Annotated in this window: 13 protein-coding genes; 3 read left to right on the top strand and 10 right to left on the bottom strand. The window is 54.8% G+C overall.

Annotation, left to right across the window (positions count from 1 at the left end):
• Window positions 1–61: 61 nt before the first annotated feature.
• The 3 genes from IB226_RS00400 to trmJ all read right to left on the bottom strand — a co-directional run bounded on the left by IB226_RS00400 (window position 62) and on the right by trmJ (window position 2699).
• On the bottom strand, window positions 62–1234 hold the full coding sequence (locus IB226_RS00400; protein WP_192232997.1) for an IscS subfamily cysteine desulfurase: 1173 nt from the start codon (window positions 1232–1234) through the stop codon (window positions 62–64).
• A gap of 88 nt (window positions 1235–1322) precedes the next feature.
• Window positions 1323–1820, bottom strand: coding sequence for a Fe-S cluster assembly transcriptional regulator IscR (gene iscR / locus IB226_RS00395; RefSeq protein WP_008108287.1), 498 nt, complete (start codon window positions 1818–1820; stop codon window positions 1323–1325).
• A gap of 135 nt (window positions 1821–1955) precedes the next feature.
• Complete coding sequence (gene trmJ, locus IB226_RS00390; protein WP_110868266.1) at window positions 1956–2699, bottom strand: tRNA (cytosine(32)/uridine(32)-2'-O)-methyltransferase TrmJ; 744 nt, start codon at window positions 2697–2699, stop codon at window positions 1956–1958.
• A gap of 121 nt (window positions 2700–2820) precedes the next feature.
• Here trmJ and suhB point away from each other — a divergent pair, with 121 nt between their 5' ends.
• Window positions 2821–3624 (top strand): inositol-1-monophosphatase, encoded by an 804-nt coding sequence (suhB, locus tag IB226_RS00385; protein WP_008108283.1) that lies wholly within the window; start codon window positions 2821–2823, stop codon window positions 3622–3624.
• A gap of 37 nt (window positions 3625–3661) precedes the next feature.
• Here the strand turns inward: suhB and IB226_RS00380 are convergent, their stop codons facing one another.
• From IB226_RS00380 to IB226_RS00370, 3 genes are all read right to left on the bottom strand, one after another.
• The gene (locus IB226_RS00380) at window positions 3662–4675 is read right to left on the bottom strand and encodes a hypothetical protein (RefSeq protein ID WP_101763476.1); all 1014 of its coding nucleotides are present in this window, start codon (window positions 4673–4675) and stop codon (window positions 3662–3664) included.
• 191 nt (window positions 4676–4866) lie between these two features.
• Window positions 4867–5847 carry a nickel/cobalt transporter gene (locus IB226_RS00375; RefSeq protein WP_192232995.1) on the bottom strand — a complete coding sequence of 327 codons (981 nt, stop codon included), beginning with the start codon at window positions 5845–5847 and terminating at the stop codon, window positions 4867–4869.
• The gene (locus IB226_RS00370) at window positions 5838–6464 is read right to left on the bottom strand and encodes a DUF1007 family protein (RefSeq protein ID WP_137386294.1); all 627 of its coding nucleotides are present in this window, start codon (window positions 6462–6464) and stop codon (window positions 5838–5840) included. The genes IB226_RS00375 and IB226_RS00370 overlap by 10 nt, the downstream gene beginning before the upstream one ends.
• Before the next feature lie 155 nt (window positions 6465–6619).
• Here IB226_RS00370 and csiE point away from each other — a divergent pair, with 155 nt between their 5' ends.
• Window positions 6620–7888 carry a stationary phase inducible protein CsiE gene (csiE, locus tag IB226_RS00365; RefSeq protein WP_110868270.1) on the top strand — a complete coding sequence of 423 codons (1269 nt, stop codon included), beginning with the start codon at window positions 6620–6622 and terminating at the stop codon, window positions 7886–7888.
• Here the strand turns inward: csiE and IB226_RS00360 are convergent.
• Both IB226_RS00360 and glyA read right to left on the bottom strand, forming a co-directional pair.
• Entirely contained in the window at window positions 7885–9024 is a 1140-nt protein-coding gene (locus tag IB226_RS00360; RefSeq protein ID WP_192232993.1) for a 3-phenylpropionate MFS transporter, read from the bottom strand. The genes csiE and IB226_RS00360 overlap by 4 nt on opposite strands.
• A 128-nt stretch (window positions 9025–9152) precedes the next feature.
• The gene (gene glyA, locus IB226_RS00355; RefSeq protein ID WP_101763471.1) at window positions 9153–10406 is read right to left on the bottom strand and encodes a serine hydroxymethyltransferase; all 1254 of its coding nucleotides are present in this window, start codon (window positions 10404–10406) and stop codon (window positions 9153–9155) included.
• A 339-nt stretch (window positions 10407–10745) separates the two neighbouring features.
• Here glyA and hmpA point away from each other — a divergent pair, with 339 nt between their 5' ends.
• Complete coding sequence (hmpA, locus tag IB226_RS00350; protein WP_192232991.1) at window positions 10746–11930, top strand: NO-inducible flavohemoprotein; 1185 nt, start codon at window positions 10746–10748, stop codon at window positions 11928–11930.
• A 51-nt stretch (window positions 11931–11981) separates the two neighbouring features.
• On the opposite strand, the gene glnB is transcribed toward hmpA, so the two are convergent.
• Together glnB and glrR are read right to left on the bottom strand one after the other, a co-directional pair.
• Window positions 11982–12320 carry a nitrogen regulatory protein P-II gene (glnB, locus tag IB226_RS00345; protein WP_007886217.1) on the bottom strand — a complete coding sequence of 113 codons (339 nt, stop codon included), beginning with the start codon at window positions 12318–12320 and terminating at the stop codon, window positions 11982–11984.
• A gap of 75 nt (window positions 12321–12395) precedes the next feature.
• Window positions 12396–13727, bottom strand: a complete 1332-nt coding sequence (gene glrR, locus IB226_RS00340) for a two-component system response regulator GlrR (protein ID WP_101763469.1) — start codon at window positions 13725–13727, stop codon at window positions 12396–12398.

Below are 13727 nucleotides of genomic sequence, written 5' to 3'. Positions count from 1 at the left end.
GCGTGGCTCCGTTTGCGTTAGGTGTCACCTTGCGCCAGAACCGGCGCAAGGGGTGCATGAATTAGCGGGCGTTTGCCGCAGGCGAAAGTGCCCGCAGACGTGTTACCGCTTTGTTGACCAGCTCGATAGCGTACTCAATTTCCTCTGCGCTGGTGAAGCGTCCGAGCGAAAAACGCAGCGAGCTGTGTGCCAGCTCCTGCTCAACGCCCATCGCGCGCAGCACATAGGAAGGTTCGAGACTGGCCGAGGTACAGGCGGAACCGGATGACAGCGCCAAATCTTTCAGCGCCATAATCAGCGATTCGCCATCGACGTGGGCAAAACTAATATTGAGGATGTTCGGAGCGCCCTGCTCCAGCGAACCGTTGAGGTTCACGTTACCCAATTGACTAATACCGCGCCACAGACGCTGGCGCAGCTCGGCCAGACGCGCCATTTCGCTGCCCATCTCTTCACGCGCAATACGGTAGGCTTCGCCCATGCCGACAATCTGATGCACCGGCAACGTGCCCGAACGCATGCCGCGCTCGTGACCGCCACCGTGCATCTGTGCATCAATTTGCAGACGCGGTTTACGACGCACCCACAGCGCGCCGATGCCTTTCGGTCCATACAGCTTGTGCGCTGAGAACGACATCAAATCCACTGGCAGTTCAGTGACGTCAATCGGCAATTTGCCGACGCTTTGCGTGGCATCAACGTGAAACAGGATGTCACGCGCACGGCACAGCGCGCCGAGTGCGGCGATGTCCTGAATCACACCGGTTTCATTATTGACGTGCATCAGCGATACCAGCACCGTGTCGTCACGCAGTGCAGATTCGAGCATCTGCGGCGTAACGATACCGTCGCTGCCCGGCTGTAAGAAGGTGACATCAAAGCCTTCGTGCGCCAGTTGCTGGCAACTGTCGAGCACCGCTTTGTGTTCGGTTTGGCTGGTAATAATGTGTTTGCCGCGCGCCTGATGGAATTGCGCGGCACCTTTGATCGCAAGGTTGTCCGCTTCGGTCGCGCCGGAGGTAAAAACGATTTCACGGGGATCGGCATTGACCAGCTCAGCAACTTGATTGCGAGCCACATCAACAGCTTCTTCAGCCTGCCAGCCAAAACGGTGGGAACGGGACGCGGGGTTACCGAAAGTGCCATCCATTGTGAGGAACTGCATCATTTTGGTGGCAACACGCGGATCCGCAGGCGTAGTGGCTGCGTAATCCAGGTAAATCGGTAATTTCATTGCGCTAAAACTCCGTATAAAAAATCATACGTCTTTATAGCACATTCGGCCTCGCCCGTATGAACAGGAAAGGCCGAAGGAGAACTGATTAAGCGCGCAGATTAACGTTGATGGTTTCTTGCACACGATGCTGCTGGAAACGACGATTGTCGACGGTATTCTGACGATCGGCCACTTCGAGGATTTCCTGATTATTCACCAGTTCCGCCAGCGTGATGTTGTTGAGGAAGTCGCTGATGCGCTCACTCAGATCACGCCACAAAACGTGGGTCAGGCAACGCTCGCCGCCCTGGCAGCCCTCTTTGCCCTGGCATTTAGTGGCATCGACAGATTCGTCAACTGCGGTAATAACCGCGCCCACAGCAATCGCGCTTGAATCTTTGCCTAACAGATAACCGCCACCTGGACCACGAACGCTGGCCACTAATCCATGCTTACGCAGACGTGAGAATAACTGCTCCAGATAGGACAATGAGATGCCCTGACGCTCAGAAATGTCAGCTAGCGGCACCGGGCCCTCATTGGAGTGCAGTGCAACGTCCAGCATAGCGGTTACGGCATAACGTCCTTTGGATGTCAGTCTCATAGCATACAACCTCGTAAGCGTCCGTCCGGTTATCGGCGGGTTATCTGAAGAATTGACGCCAGTCTGACATTCCTGAGTAAAACGGTCAACTATTTAACCAAGTAAATTGCTCAACTATTTAACCAACTGTTTTACTCAACTATTATCCACATTACCTTTGCGCTTTTCGAACGATGCCATCATGCCGCGCAGGATGTTCAGTTCGTCGCGTTCGGGGCGCGCACGTGTATATAAACGACGCAGCTTGCTCATCACCTGGCTTGGCGTGCCTTCACGGATAAAGCCGCTGTTCAGCATCATCTGTTCGATGTGCTGATAGAAGCGCTCCAAATCGTCAACCAGCGGATACGGTGATTCGACAGGCTCTTCCGTCGGCGCGGCTTTTTCCTGCGCGTCCAGCCAGGCCATGCGCACTTCGTAAGCGATGATCTGCACCGCCATCGCCAGATTCAGTGAGCTGTATTCCGGGTTCGCCTGAATCGCGACGTGATAGTGACATTTCTGCAACTCTTCGTTAGTCAGGCCCACGCGCTCGCGGCCAAACACCAACGCCACCGGCGCCTGCTGGCCCTCTTCCACGCTTTTAATGCCGCACTCGCGTGAATCCAACATGGGCCACGGCAGTGAACGTGAACGTGCGCTGGTGCCAACCACCAAACTACAACCGGCAATGGCTTCATCCATGGTATCGACAATGCGCGCATTACCAATGACATCGCTGGCACCGGCGGCGAGGGAAATGGCCTGTGAATCGGGTTTCACCAGCGGATTGACCAGATAAAGGTTGGTTAAGCCCATAGTTTTCATCGCGCGTGCGACGGAGCCCATGTTGCCGGTGTGCGACGTTTCTACCAGTACGATTCGGATATTCTGCAGCATAATTAGAGGCGGTCAGGGAAATGATGGCGCGCATCCTAACATAAAAAGAGGACATTTGCTGAACACGCTGATATACTCCGCGCCGTTTTCCCCGTTCTTTAACATCCAGCGAGAGATACCGATGCATCCGATGCTCAACATAGCCGTGCGCGCCGCGCGCAAGGCCGGAAATTTAATTGCCAAGAATTATGAAACCCCGGACGCTGTCGAAGCCAGCCAGAAAGGCAGCAACGACTTCGTTACCAATGTTGACCGTGACGCAGAACGTCTGATTATCGAAGTAATTCGTAAATCGTACCCGAAACACACCATCATCACCGAAGAAAGCGGTGAGCTGGCGGGCGAAGATCAAGACATTCAATGGGTAATCGATCCGCTGGATGGCACCACCAACTTCATCAAACGTTTACCACACTTCTCCGTTTCTATCGCTGTGCGCATCAAAGGCCGCACCGAAGTGGCTGTGGTTTACGATCCAATGCGCAACGAACTCTTTACCGCCGTACGCGGTCAGGGCGCTCAGCTGAATGGCTATCGCCTGCGCGGCAGCACGGCGCGCGATCTGGATGGCACCATCCTGGCGACCGGCTTCCCGTTCAAGTTGAAGCAGCACGCAACCCCTTACATCAACATCGTTGGCAAACTGTTCACCCAGTGCGCTGATTTCCGTCGCACCGGTTCGGCGGCGCTGGATCTGGCTTACACCGCTGCAGGTCGCGTTGATGGTTTCTTTGAGATTGGCCTGAAGCCGTGGGATTTTGCGGCGGGCGAACTGCTGGTTCGTGAAGCGGGCGGCCTGGTGACTGACTTTACCGGCAACCACGGTTACGTGATGTCAGGTAACATCGTTGCGGGTAACCCACGCGTAGTGAAAGCGATGCTGGCATCGATGCGTGAAGAGTTGAGTGAGGCGCTGAAGCGCTAGAAGCGAGAAGGCGGCTGAATCAGCCGCCTTTTTTTTGTTACCGACGTTCGTGGCTTAATACCTGACGCGGTTGCGTCCTGCGACCCACGCGCCCCAGCAATGCTGCCAGTACTGCTTCAATCACCAGCATAAAGAAGGTGAACCAGCTCGCTTTCGCCGTTGCGGCCGCCGCTTGCTCAGCCACTTCACGGGCTTTTTGCTCCGCCTGCTGTTTCAACTCCTGATACTGTTGCACGGCTTTTTTATAGCTCTCCTCGGTTTGAGTCACAATCTGCTCAACCTCTTGATCGCTTTTACCGGTGCGCGCTTTGATAATATTTTTCAGCGCATCACGATCGGCAGCTTGCAATGTATCTGAGTGACGATTCATAACGCCTTTCAACCAATTAGCCAGATCATTATCAGCATTCTGTGGATTTTGTGCCGTTTGCTCAGCTTGATTTTGCGCGTTATTGGCTTCGTTATTTACATCCTTTTGCAGATTCTCAGGTTGTAATTCTGTCTTGCCGGTTTGACGCAGCGTAGTTTGTAATTCGTTTTTTAAATCATCTAAATTGATATTACTTTCCTGCAGCTTCTCTTTTGCCATATTGGTCAGTGATGGCGCCGCTGCGGAAATTCCATTACCCACGGCATTTACGCCGGCGCCTAAAATATTAAACGCACCGCCAATAACGCCAGTCGCCAGGGTAATCGCGAGCCATAATGTCAAAATGGTGCTAACACCAAACATCAACAAACCATGCATCGCCCCTTCGCGCTGCGCCAGACGCCCCGCAACGTAGCTACCTACGCCCATGGCAATCAGCATACTCACGCCGGTCCAGATTAACGCGCCGGTTCCCAGATGCTGCAGCGGATTTTGTTCCTGTTGTGGATCGATGGTTGTTGCACCAATCGCTGTACCCAATATCCCCAATAAAATATGAATGATTAGCGCAGCGATAACGCCGGCAAATACTGCGCTCCATGAAATACGTTTTAATGGTAGGCCGCCATGCACGTCGTGCACCGTATCTACGCTGCCATTATTAATCCGAGTTTCAGGCATCGTTTTCTCCTCGCAGAATATTTTGCTGAAATTTTATAATTGCTAATCCACCAGAATATTGACTGGTGTAATTGAGCTTAGACAGAGAAATCTATTTTCACCAGCACGCTAAGCGGAGATATTTAATTAACTGTTGAGGGTGAGAATACTTGCAACAGTGGAATATTTACACTACCCAAATATCCTTAATGTCAGAAAGGACGAATTCCACCGCCGATGCCCGGCGCGGCACTTTGCCATAATGCAACGCCCGCAACGATTAACAGCACGCTACCTAACATGGCGAGCAGCGGCACCAGCAGCCTGGTCGCAGGATGAGCACCGCCGGCCTGCCCTAAGCGCTGAGCCAGCAGACGGGAGCGCTGCACTAACAAGCCGAGCGCCGAAACCGTCACAGCAGTGCCCACCGCCATCGCCACGGCAGAGGCGACGCCCCACGCATACACACCAATCACTTTGGCAAACAGCAGCATCATGATGGCGCCGGAACAGGGCCGCAACCCCATGGAAAACACCACCAGCGTCTGCGTTTTAGTGCTAACTGCCTGATCCATCTGCGCAGCGCTGGGCAGATGCGCATGTCCGCAGCCGCAGTGTTCATCGTGCTGATGCGCTGGGCGAATAGCGTGGATCTGCAACTTTGGCTGAGGACGCCATTGCTGGCGCAGCGACCGCAATGCACGCCAACCGACCCAAATACCCAGCGCGACGACTAACAGATAACTGCCCTTCTCCAGCCAGTAACTGCCGAGATGCATCTGACGCGACGAGGTTTGCAGTACCACCAGCATCAGCGTTACCAAACCAATCGCCACGCCGCCCTGCAGCAAAGCAGCCAGCAGCGTTAGCTTCATGCTGGTTTTCAACTTTGCCGGATGGGTGGCAAGAAAGGTAGTGATCACCACTTTGCCGTGTCCCGGCCCCAGCGCATGCAGCACGCCGTAAGCGAGGCTGAACAGCATCAGCGTCACGCCCGCCTGCTGCGGTTGTTCAGCCACCTGCTGCAAAAGCTGCGTCATTTCGCGATTGAGGATTTTTTGCCACAGCACGCTTTGCAGCAAAATCTGCGACCAGTGCTGCCACAGCAGCACGCCCGCTAGCAGCAATAACGCCGCCATCAGCCACAGCGGCCATAAACGACGTGAACGGGAGGGAAGCGAAATCAGTGACATGTTAGTGTCACCGTTTGGGCGAATTGCTGGCCAAGATCCATATCCTCTGGCGGCGCATCGGCTTTATCCAGCGACAGCGCATATTGCTTCAGCGAGTCATCCGGTTTCGGCGTATGCAGATCGATCTGGCAATGCGATTTAACGGTGTCGTCCATGGTTAATGCCTGTGGATTATCGTAATACATATCAACAAAGTAGCTGGGATCAAAAGTCTGAATGCGATACTGCTTCGCGCTCAATAACTGCGGCTCGCCAAACGGCACGATAAACTCCAGCACCGCTTTGTTGCCGTTGCGCGATAAGTTGTACTCTTTCGGCAGATTGAGAAACTTGACCCGATTTCTGTCCTGCCACACTTCAGTGAAATAGTGCTGACCGAGCACATTTGCCATCACCTGCGCCGCCAGCTTTTTCCACACCACATCCCCGGGCTTGGCTTTACCTGCGTCGTATAACAGATCGGCGGAGGTTATCTCATCCATGGTCCACACCATTTTCATGCCGCTAAGATGTTGGTTGTCACTGATGAACTCGGTTTTCATGTCAATGAAGCTATGCGGATGTGACCAGGCTGCGGTGCTGAACAACAGCGTAAACGTAATGAGTGCAATTTTCATGTGTTATAAAGTAACAATTTTAAAGTGAAGTGTAGAGTGGCCCAGAAAAATTGTGACCCGCCCTAAAGCTCTGAACAAAAGTCACGACAAAGTGCAAGGTTAACGCGTGGAGTTAGCTATTCTTAGCTCAAAAGTGACCTGCGGATAAACCATTGATGAGTTCTGCACCCTCCTCTGCACCACTCTTCAGCCGTTCCCAGCGTCGTTGTCATCTGTTACTGCTGCTATTTCTGCCCGCTCCCGCGTTGACGCTTGAAAAGCTCTGCCAGTTAAATGGCGTGGCGCCTGTTGTCGCCCGACAGGATATCGCGGATGTGGGAGAGGAGATACAGCGTTACCATCAACTGGAACTACACCAGATGGTCGATGGCAGCTTCCGCATTCACGGGACGGAACTGGACAGGCGGCTGTGCCTGATCCACTGGCTGCGACGCGCGCTGCGTTTGTCGCAGGATTTTGTCTGCGAACATTTTGCCCCGGTGCTGCGTCAGCGCCTGAAAGTCCTGAAAATCGAGAAAGCGCTGTGGGATGAAACTAACCTGCAGGCGCTGATTCAGCACTGCAGCCTGCGTCTGGCGCGCGACTTCAGCCCGCGCGACCGCCTGTTTCTGCAAATCTTCATGAAGTATGCGCTGTGCCAGCGCCAAAACGCCTTGTTCAATGACGGACAGCGCGCGTGGCTGGCGGAAAAAGTCGAACGAGCTGCCGCCGACGACGTAATCCATCACTGGCAGAAGCGCTGCCACTTAGCGCCGGATGTAAGCGAGACCGACTTCTGGACGCTGCTATTTAGCCTGATTCACGCGCCAACCGCTACGCAGCTGGAGCATCCGCAGGCAGTAAAGCTGATGCAGTCAGTGGAAGCGCTGATTGCGCGCTTTGAGCAGTTGGCACAAACCACCTTCAGAAATCGCGCCGAACTCACTCAGCAACTCTTTACGCATCTGGCGCAGGCGCTGGATCGCAGCCATTTTGCCATCGGCATCGATAACAGCGTGGCGCTGGATGTCGCACGACTCTATCCGCGCCTGCTGCGCACCACTGAACGCGCACTTGAGCATTTCAGCCGTAACTTTGCCACGCGCTTTAGTGCTGAAGAGATAAGTCTGGTGGCGGTGTTATTTGGTGCCTGGTTGATGCAGGAGAGTGCATTGCAGGAAAAGCAGGTGCTGCTGCTGACGGGCGCGGATGCGGCGCTTGAGCAGTTGCTGGAGCAGCAGCTGCGGGAAATGACGCTGCTACCGATTAACATCAGCTATCAGGACGTCGTGCATTTTCAGCGTGAAGGCGCGCCGCGCGACATCGCGCTGGTGATCACGCCGTATGCCATTTCATTGCCGCTGTTCTCACCGCCGCTAATCCAGGCGGAGCTGCCGCTGAGTCGTCATCAGCAGCAGCGTATTCTCCAGTTGCTGGAGAGTTAAGCGGCGCGCGGACGCAGGAACAGCGCCGGCAACGCCACTAACGCCATCACCCAGAACAGATGTCCTTGCAGATGCGTAAACAGCACGCCGCAAATCATAGTCATCACCGCAATACCGCCGCCCATGGCCAGCGCCGAATAGAGCGATTGCAGACGAATCACTTCCGCGCCTTTGCGCGCGGCAATAAACCGCATCGCCGCTAAATGGCAGACGGTAAAGCTGCCGCAGTGCAGAATTTGCGCCACGATCAGCAACGGCAACGCGGTGCTGGATCCCAGCATTGTCCAGCGGATAATGGCGCACACGCCTGATAACAGCAAGAGATCGCGCGCACTCCAGCGGCGAAACAGTCGGCTGCTGAGAGCAAAAATGATGATTTCAGCCACCACGCCCAGCGACCACAAATAGCCGATAATCGACGCGGAATAACCGCTCTCCTGCCACCAAATCGCGCTGAAGCTGTAGTAAGCCGCATGTGCGCCCTGCAACAATGTCACGCATAACATAAAGCGCCACACCGCATTTTCGCGCAGCAAATCACGCCATGCCTGCCAGCCACCGTCGGTGGATGTCTGACGTTCACTGCCCTGCGGCTTCGTCGCTGGCGTTAACATCATCCCACCTAACATGCCGATCGCGCCCAGTGACAGCAGCACCAGAATCGCCTGCGATGAGAACGCCGTGACAAGCATGCCGGTTAAGGCAGAGCTGAAGACAAACGCCAGCGAGCCCCACAAACGAACCGGGCCATATGTCAGACCAATTTGCTGCGTCCAGGTGGCGGCCAGCGCATCACTCAGCGGCACCAGCGGTGAGAAAAACAGGTTGAAGCCGATCATCACGAACAGCAGCCACATCCACTGTTGTCCCAGCCAATAACCGATAGCGAACAGGCACGTCATCAGCGCCAGCAAGCGCAGCGCAGTGATCAGCTGTGAGGGATTTTTTACCTGCGAGGCAATCAGCAAACTGCCGACAAAGCGCGCCACCATGCCGCACCCCAGCAGCAGACCGATTTTTTCTGCATCAAGTCCGGTGCCTTTGAGCCACACGCTCCAGAAAGGAAGGTAAATGCCGTAACAGAAGAAGTAAGTGAAGTAGCCCAAACCGAGCCATTTGGCGGAGCCGATTGCCATATTCCCTCCAGCAAAAATGCTGCTGAGCAGCACGAGTGGGCGCTACTTTGTCAGAGCACTGCTGCGACGGCAATAAAAAAGGATGGCTTGCACCATCCTTTTTTGCACTGCATCGAGAAGCGTAAAGCTTACGCGTACACCGGCAGACGGCTGCAGATTTCCAGCACTTTCTGTTTGGTACGTTCGATGGTCGCTTCGTCGTTGATGTTGTCCAGCACGTCAGCGATCCAGCCAGCCAGCTCGCGAACGTCAGCTTCTTTGAAGCCACGACGCGTCACCGCTGGGGTACCGATACGCACGCCAGAGGTCACGAACGGGCTCTTCGGATCGTTTGGTACGCTGTTTTTGTTCACGGTAATGTTGGCGCGGCCCAGAGCGGCATCGGCTTCTTTACCGGTCAGGTTTTTGCTGACCAGATCGATCAGGAACAAGTGGTTGTGTGTGCCACCGGAAACGATGTTGTAACCGCGCTCCAGCAGAACTTCCACCATCGCTTTCGCGTTCTTAGCCACCTGCTGCTGATAAGTCTTGAACTCTGGCTCCATCGCTTCTTTGAACGCCACCGCTTTACCGGCGATCACGTGCATCAGAGGACCGCCCTGACCGCCAGGGAACACCGCGGAGTTCAGTTTTTTATACAGCTCTTCATCACCGTTTTTCGCCAGGATCAGGCCGCCGCGCGGACCCGCCAGGGTTTTATGGGTGGTTGAAGTCACGATGTGGGCATGAGGAACTGGGTTCGGATAGACGTCTGCGGCGATCAGGCCCGCAACGTGTGCCATATCGACGAACAGGTAGGCGCCAACGCTGTCTGCGATTTCACGCATTTTGGCCCAGTCGCACACGCCAGAGTAAGCAGAGAAGCCGCCGACGATCATTTTTGGCTTGTGGGTTTGTGCCAGCTCAGCCAGTTCTTCGTAGTTGATTTTGCCGGTTTCATCGATGCCGTAAGGGATAACGTTGTACAGCTTACCCGACAGGTTTACCGGGGAACCGTGCGTCAGGTGACCACCGTGCGCCAGGTTCATACCCAGAATGGTGTCGCCTGGCTGCAGCAGCGCGGTGTAAACCGCGAAGTTGGCCTGAGAACCGGAGTGCGGCTGTACATTAGCGAAATCTGCGCCGAACAGCTCTTTAGCGCGATCGATCGCCAGTTGCTCAACGATATCGACGTATTCACATCCGCCGTAATAGCGTTTGCCCGGATAGCCTTCGGCATATTTGTTGGTGAGCTGTGAACCTTGGGCCTGCATTACGCGTGGGCTGGTGTAGTTTTCAGAAGCAATCAGTTCAATGTGCTCTTCCTGACGCACTTTCTCTTGCTCCATAGCCTGCCACAACGCGGCATCATAATCGGCAATGTTCATATCACGCTTTAACATCCGGACTCTCCTGACTCAGCTAACTTTTTAACGGCAGTTTAGGCCCCGGCTAGGGGGCGAAGGCGAACAGTGTAAACGGTTTTGACAGGTGACGGTAGCGTCAATCCCCTCTTTTTGCGCAAACGATTGGCATGGCGCTGGAACGGGTTTTTTACGCTTTTTTGCAAGCCAGAAAATCACGAAATTTGCTCACTTTCATGGCGAAAGAATTTCAGCTTTGCGCGCCAGCCCGCACCTTTCTTGCTTAATCCTTAATCACAACAAGGGATTTACAGGCGCTTCGATTACTCATAAGATGCATTTAAAATACATGTTTAAATTCACTCTGAGGATTTCACCATGCTCGACGCGCAAACCATCGCTACCATCAAATCGACCTTGCCCGCCATTGCCCAGGTTGGACCGCAGCTGACCGGCCATTTCTACCAACGTTTACTGACGCAACATCCTGAACTGAAAAACGTATTCAACATGAACAATCAGCGCAGCGGCAATCAGCGGGAAGCGTTGTTTAACGCCATTGTGGCTTATGGCAGCAACCTGGAAAATTTGGCCGTACTGTTGCCGGCGGTGGAGAAAATCGCGCAGAAGCATGCCAGCCTGAACATTCAGCCCGAGCAGTATGCGATTGTGGGTGAAAACCTGCTGGCGACGATTGATGAGCTGCTGCATCCGGGTGAAGAAGTGCTGACCGCATGGGGCAAAGCGTACAGCGTGCTGGCCGATGTGTTTATCCAGCGTGAAGAAGCCATCTATTCGGCCTCCGAAGAGAAAACCGGCGGCTGGCGCGGTGCGCGTGATTTTCGTGTTCGCGCTATCAATCAGGAGAGTTCGGTGATCAAGAGTTTTGAACTGGTGCCAAACGACGGTAAGCCGGTGGCAACCTTCCTGCCAGGGCAGTATCTGGCCATCAGCCTACAACCGGCAGGCTGTGAAAATATTCAGCATCGCCAGTATTCGCTGACGCACCAGCCAAATGGGCAATTTTATCGCATCGCGGTTAAACGCGAGGCGCTGGGCAGCGTGTCGGGCTGGCTACATGACCGCGCGCAGGTGGGCGATATCGTGCAATGCGCGGCACCAGCCGGTGATTTCTTCCTGCTGGCTGAAGCCGCTACGCCGATTACGCTGATCTCTGCTGGCGTCGGCCAAACTCCCATGCTGGCGATGCTGGCTACTCTGGCGCAGCAGCAACATCCGGCGGCGGTTAACTGGCTACACGCTGCGGAAGCCGGTTCGCAGCATGCGTTTGCTGAAGAGGTAAAATCCCTCGGCGCGCGCCTGCCAAACTTCACCAGCCACGTTTGGTATCGTCAGCCGGAAAGTGCCGATGCCGGACGTTACGACGCTCAGGGCTTGATGGATTTGGCGAGCGTGTCCTCCGCGCTGAACCAGGCCGATCGTCAGTTCTGGATCTGTGGTCCGCTGCCGTTTATGCAGTTTGTCGCACGTCAACTGGTCGATGCCGGCATCAATGCCGATCGCATCCACTACGAAGTATTTGGCCCGCACAAGGTGCTGTAAAACAAAAAAGCCTGCGCAAGGCAGGCTTTTGCAGGCAATGCGCGAAGGGGCTTAAATCGCCTCTTCGTCCTCTTCACCGGTACGGATACGCACTACGCGCGCCACGTCAAAGACAAAGATTTTGCCGTCGCCGATTTTGCCGGTCTGCGCGGTTTTCATAATGGTTTCTACGCAGGTATCGACGATATCGTCACCTACCACCATTTCGATTTTCACTTTTGGCAGAAAATCGACCATGTACTCAGCGCCGCGATACAGCTCAGTGTGACCTTTCTGACGACCAAAGCCTTTCACTTCACTGACGGTCATCCCGGTGATGCCCACTTCAGCTAAGGCTTCACGTACATCATCGAGTTTGAATGGTTTGATAATTGCATCGATCTTTTTCATGACAGATCCTTTTTTACTCCCTCCATGATGGACGGATACCGTTAGTATAATTGTTCCTGACGCTGCCGCAGCAAGCTACTCTTTAAATTCGCTGGCGTCCAATTCATGTCGCGACAGCAGCTTATAGAATTCAGTGCGGTTACGTCCAGCCAGACGCGCAGCGTTGGTGACATTTCCTTTGGTCATCTGCAGCAGTTTACGCAGATAGTTCAGCTCAAATTGATTACGTGCTTCGACGAAAGTCGGCAGCGCGGTATTTTCCCCCGCCAGCGCCTGTTCAACCAGGGCATCACCGATGACCGGCGCGGTACTCAAGGCGACGCACTGTTCAATCACGTTGACCAGCTGACGTACATTGCCCGGCCAGGCGGCGCTGACCAGCCGCTTCATCGCATCCACCGAAAAGCTACGCACGAAAGGTTTATGGCGATCGGCGGACTGACGCAGCAGATGATTCGCCAGCAGCGGGATATCTTCAGCGCGCTCGTGCAGCGCGGGAATTTTCAGATTCACCACGTTAAGACGATAGTAGAGATCTTCGCGGAAACTCTTCTTCTCCATCGCTTTGGGCAAATCGCGGTGCGTCGCGGAAATAATCCGCACGTTGATATCCAGATCGCGGTTGCTGCCTAACGGCCGCACTTTGCGCTCCTGCAGCACACGCAGCAGTTTCACCTGCAGCGCCTGAGGCATGTCGCCAATCTCATCAAGAAACAGCGTGCCGCCTTCCGCCGCCTGGAACAGACCTTCACGTGCGCTGACCGCGCCGGTAAAGGCGCCTTTAGCGTGGCCAAACAGTTCGGACTCTAAAAGTTGTTCCGGCAGCGCACCACAGTTGATGGCGATGAACGGCTTGGTGGCGCGCGGGCTGGCGGCGTGAATCGCCTGCGCCAGCACCTCTTTACCGGTGCCACTTTGGCCGTTAATCAATACGCTGACGTCAGATTGCGCCACCATGTGCGACTGCTCCAGCAACCGCAGCATCTGCGGATTGCGCGTCACAATCGCTTCGCGCCAGCCGTCATCGCTGATCGGTGCGCGCTGGGCCAGCGCTTCATCTATCGCTTTATACAAAGCGTCACGATCGACCGGTTTGGTCAGAAAGCTGAACACGCCTTGTTGCGTGGCGGATACCGCTTCCGGGATCGAACCGTGCGCGGTGAGAATGATCACCGGCAAGCCCGCATGACGTTTTTGCACTTCGCCGAACAGCGCCAGACCATCCATTTCGTCCATGCGCAGGTCGCTGATCACCAAATCGACCTTCTCTTTCTGCAGATGGCGCAGGGCTTCCGGCCCGCTGGCGGCCGTCGCCACCTGATAGCCTTCGCTGCTCAGACGCATGCCGAGCAGTTTCAATAAGCCCGGATCATCATCCACCAGCAATAAACGTGCGGCTTGTTTCAT

This window comes from Pantoea sp. PNT03 (assembly GCF_014852515.1).
In the GTDB taxonomy this organism is placed as follows: domain Bacteria; phylum Pseudomonadota; class Gammaproteobacteria; order Enterobacterales; family Enterobacteriaceae; genus Pantoea; species Pantoea leporis.
The sequence above is the reverse complement of the archived record's forward strand: the minus strand, read 5'-3'. Positions and strand labels throughout refer to the sequence as shown.

Bases quoted from the DNA above. Each gene is read 5' to 3' on its own strand.
- csiE (WP_110868270.1), top strand. From the start codon at position 6,620: ATGAGTTCTGCACCCTCCTCTGCACCACTCTTCAGCCGTTCCCAGCGT.
- glrR (WP_101763469.1), bottom strand. From the start codon at position 13,727: ATGAAACAAGCCGCACGTTTATTGCTGGTGGATGATGATCCGGGCTTA.
- suhB (WP_008108283.1), top strand. From the start codon at position 2,821: ATGCATCCGATGCTCAACATAGCCGTGCGCGCCGCGCGCAAGGCCGGA.
- IB226_RS00380 (WP_101763476.1), bottom strand. From the start codon at position 4,675: ATGCCTGAAACTCGGATTAATAATGGCAGCGTAGATACGGTGCACGAC.
- iscR (WP_008108287.1), bottom strand. From the start codon at position 1,820: ATGAGACTGACATCCAAAGGACGTTATGCCGTAACCGCTATGCTGGAC.
- IB226_RS00360 (WP_192232993.1), bottom strand. From the start codon at position 9,024: ATGGCAATCGGCTCCGCCAAATGGCTCGGTTTGGGCTACTTCACTTAC.
- IB226_RS00375 (WP_192232995.1), bottom strand. From the start codon at position 5,847: ATGTCACTGATTTCGCTTCCCTCCCGTTCACGTCGTTTATGGCCGCTG.
- trmJ (WP_110868266.1), bottom strand. From the start codon at position 2,699: ATGCTGCAGAATATCCGAATCGTACTGGTAGAAACGTCGCACACCGGC.
- IB226_RS00370 (WP_137386294.1), bottom strand. From the start codon at position 6,464: ATGAAAATTGCACTCATTACGTTTACGCTGTTGTTCAGCACCGCAGCC.
- glyA (WP_101763471.1), bottom strand. From the start codon at position 10,406: ATGTTAAAGCGTGATATGAACATTGCCGATTATGATGCCGCGTTGTGG.
- IB226_RS00400 (WP_192232997.1), bottom strand. From the start codon at position 1,234: ATGAAATTACCGATTTACCTGGATTACGCAGCCACTACGCCTGCGGAT.
- glnB (WP_007886217.1), bottom strand. From the start codon at position 12,320: ATGAAAAAGATCGATGCAATTATCAAACCATTCAAACTCGATGATGTA.
- hmpA (WP_192232991.1), top strand. From the start codon at position 10,746: ATGCTCGACGCGCAAACCATCGCTACCATCAAATCGACCTTGCCCGCC.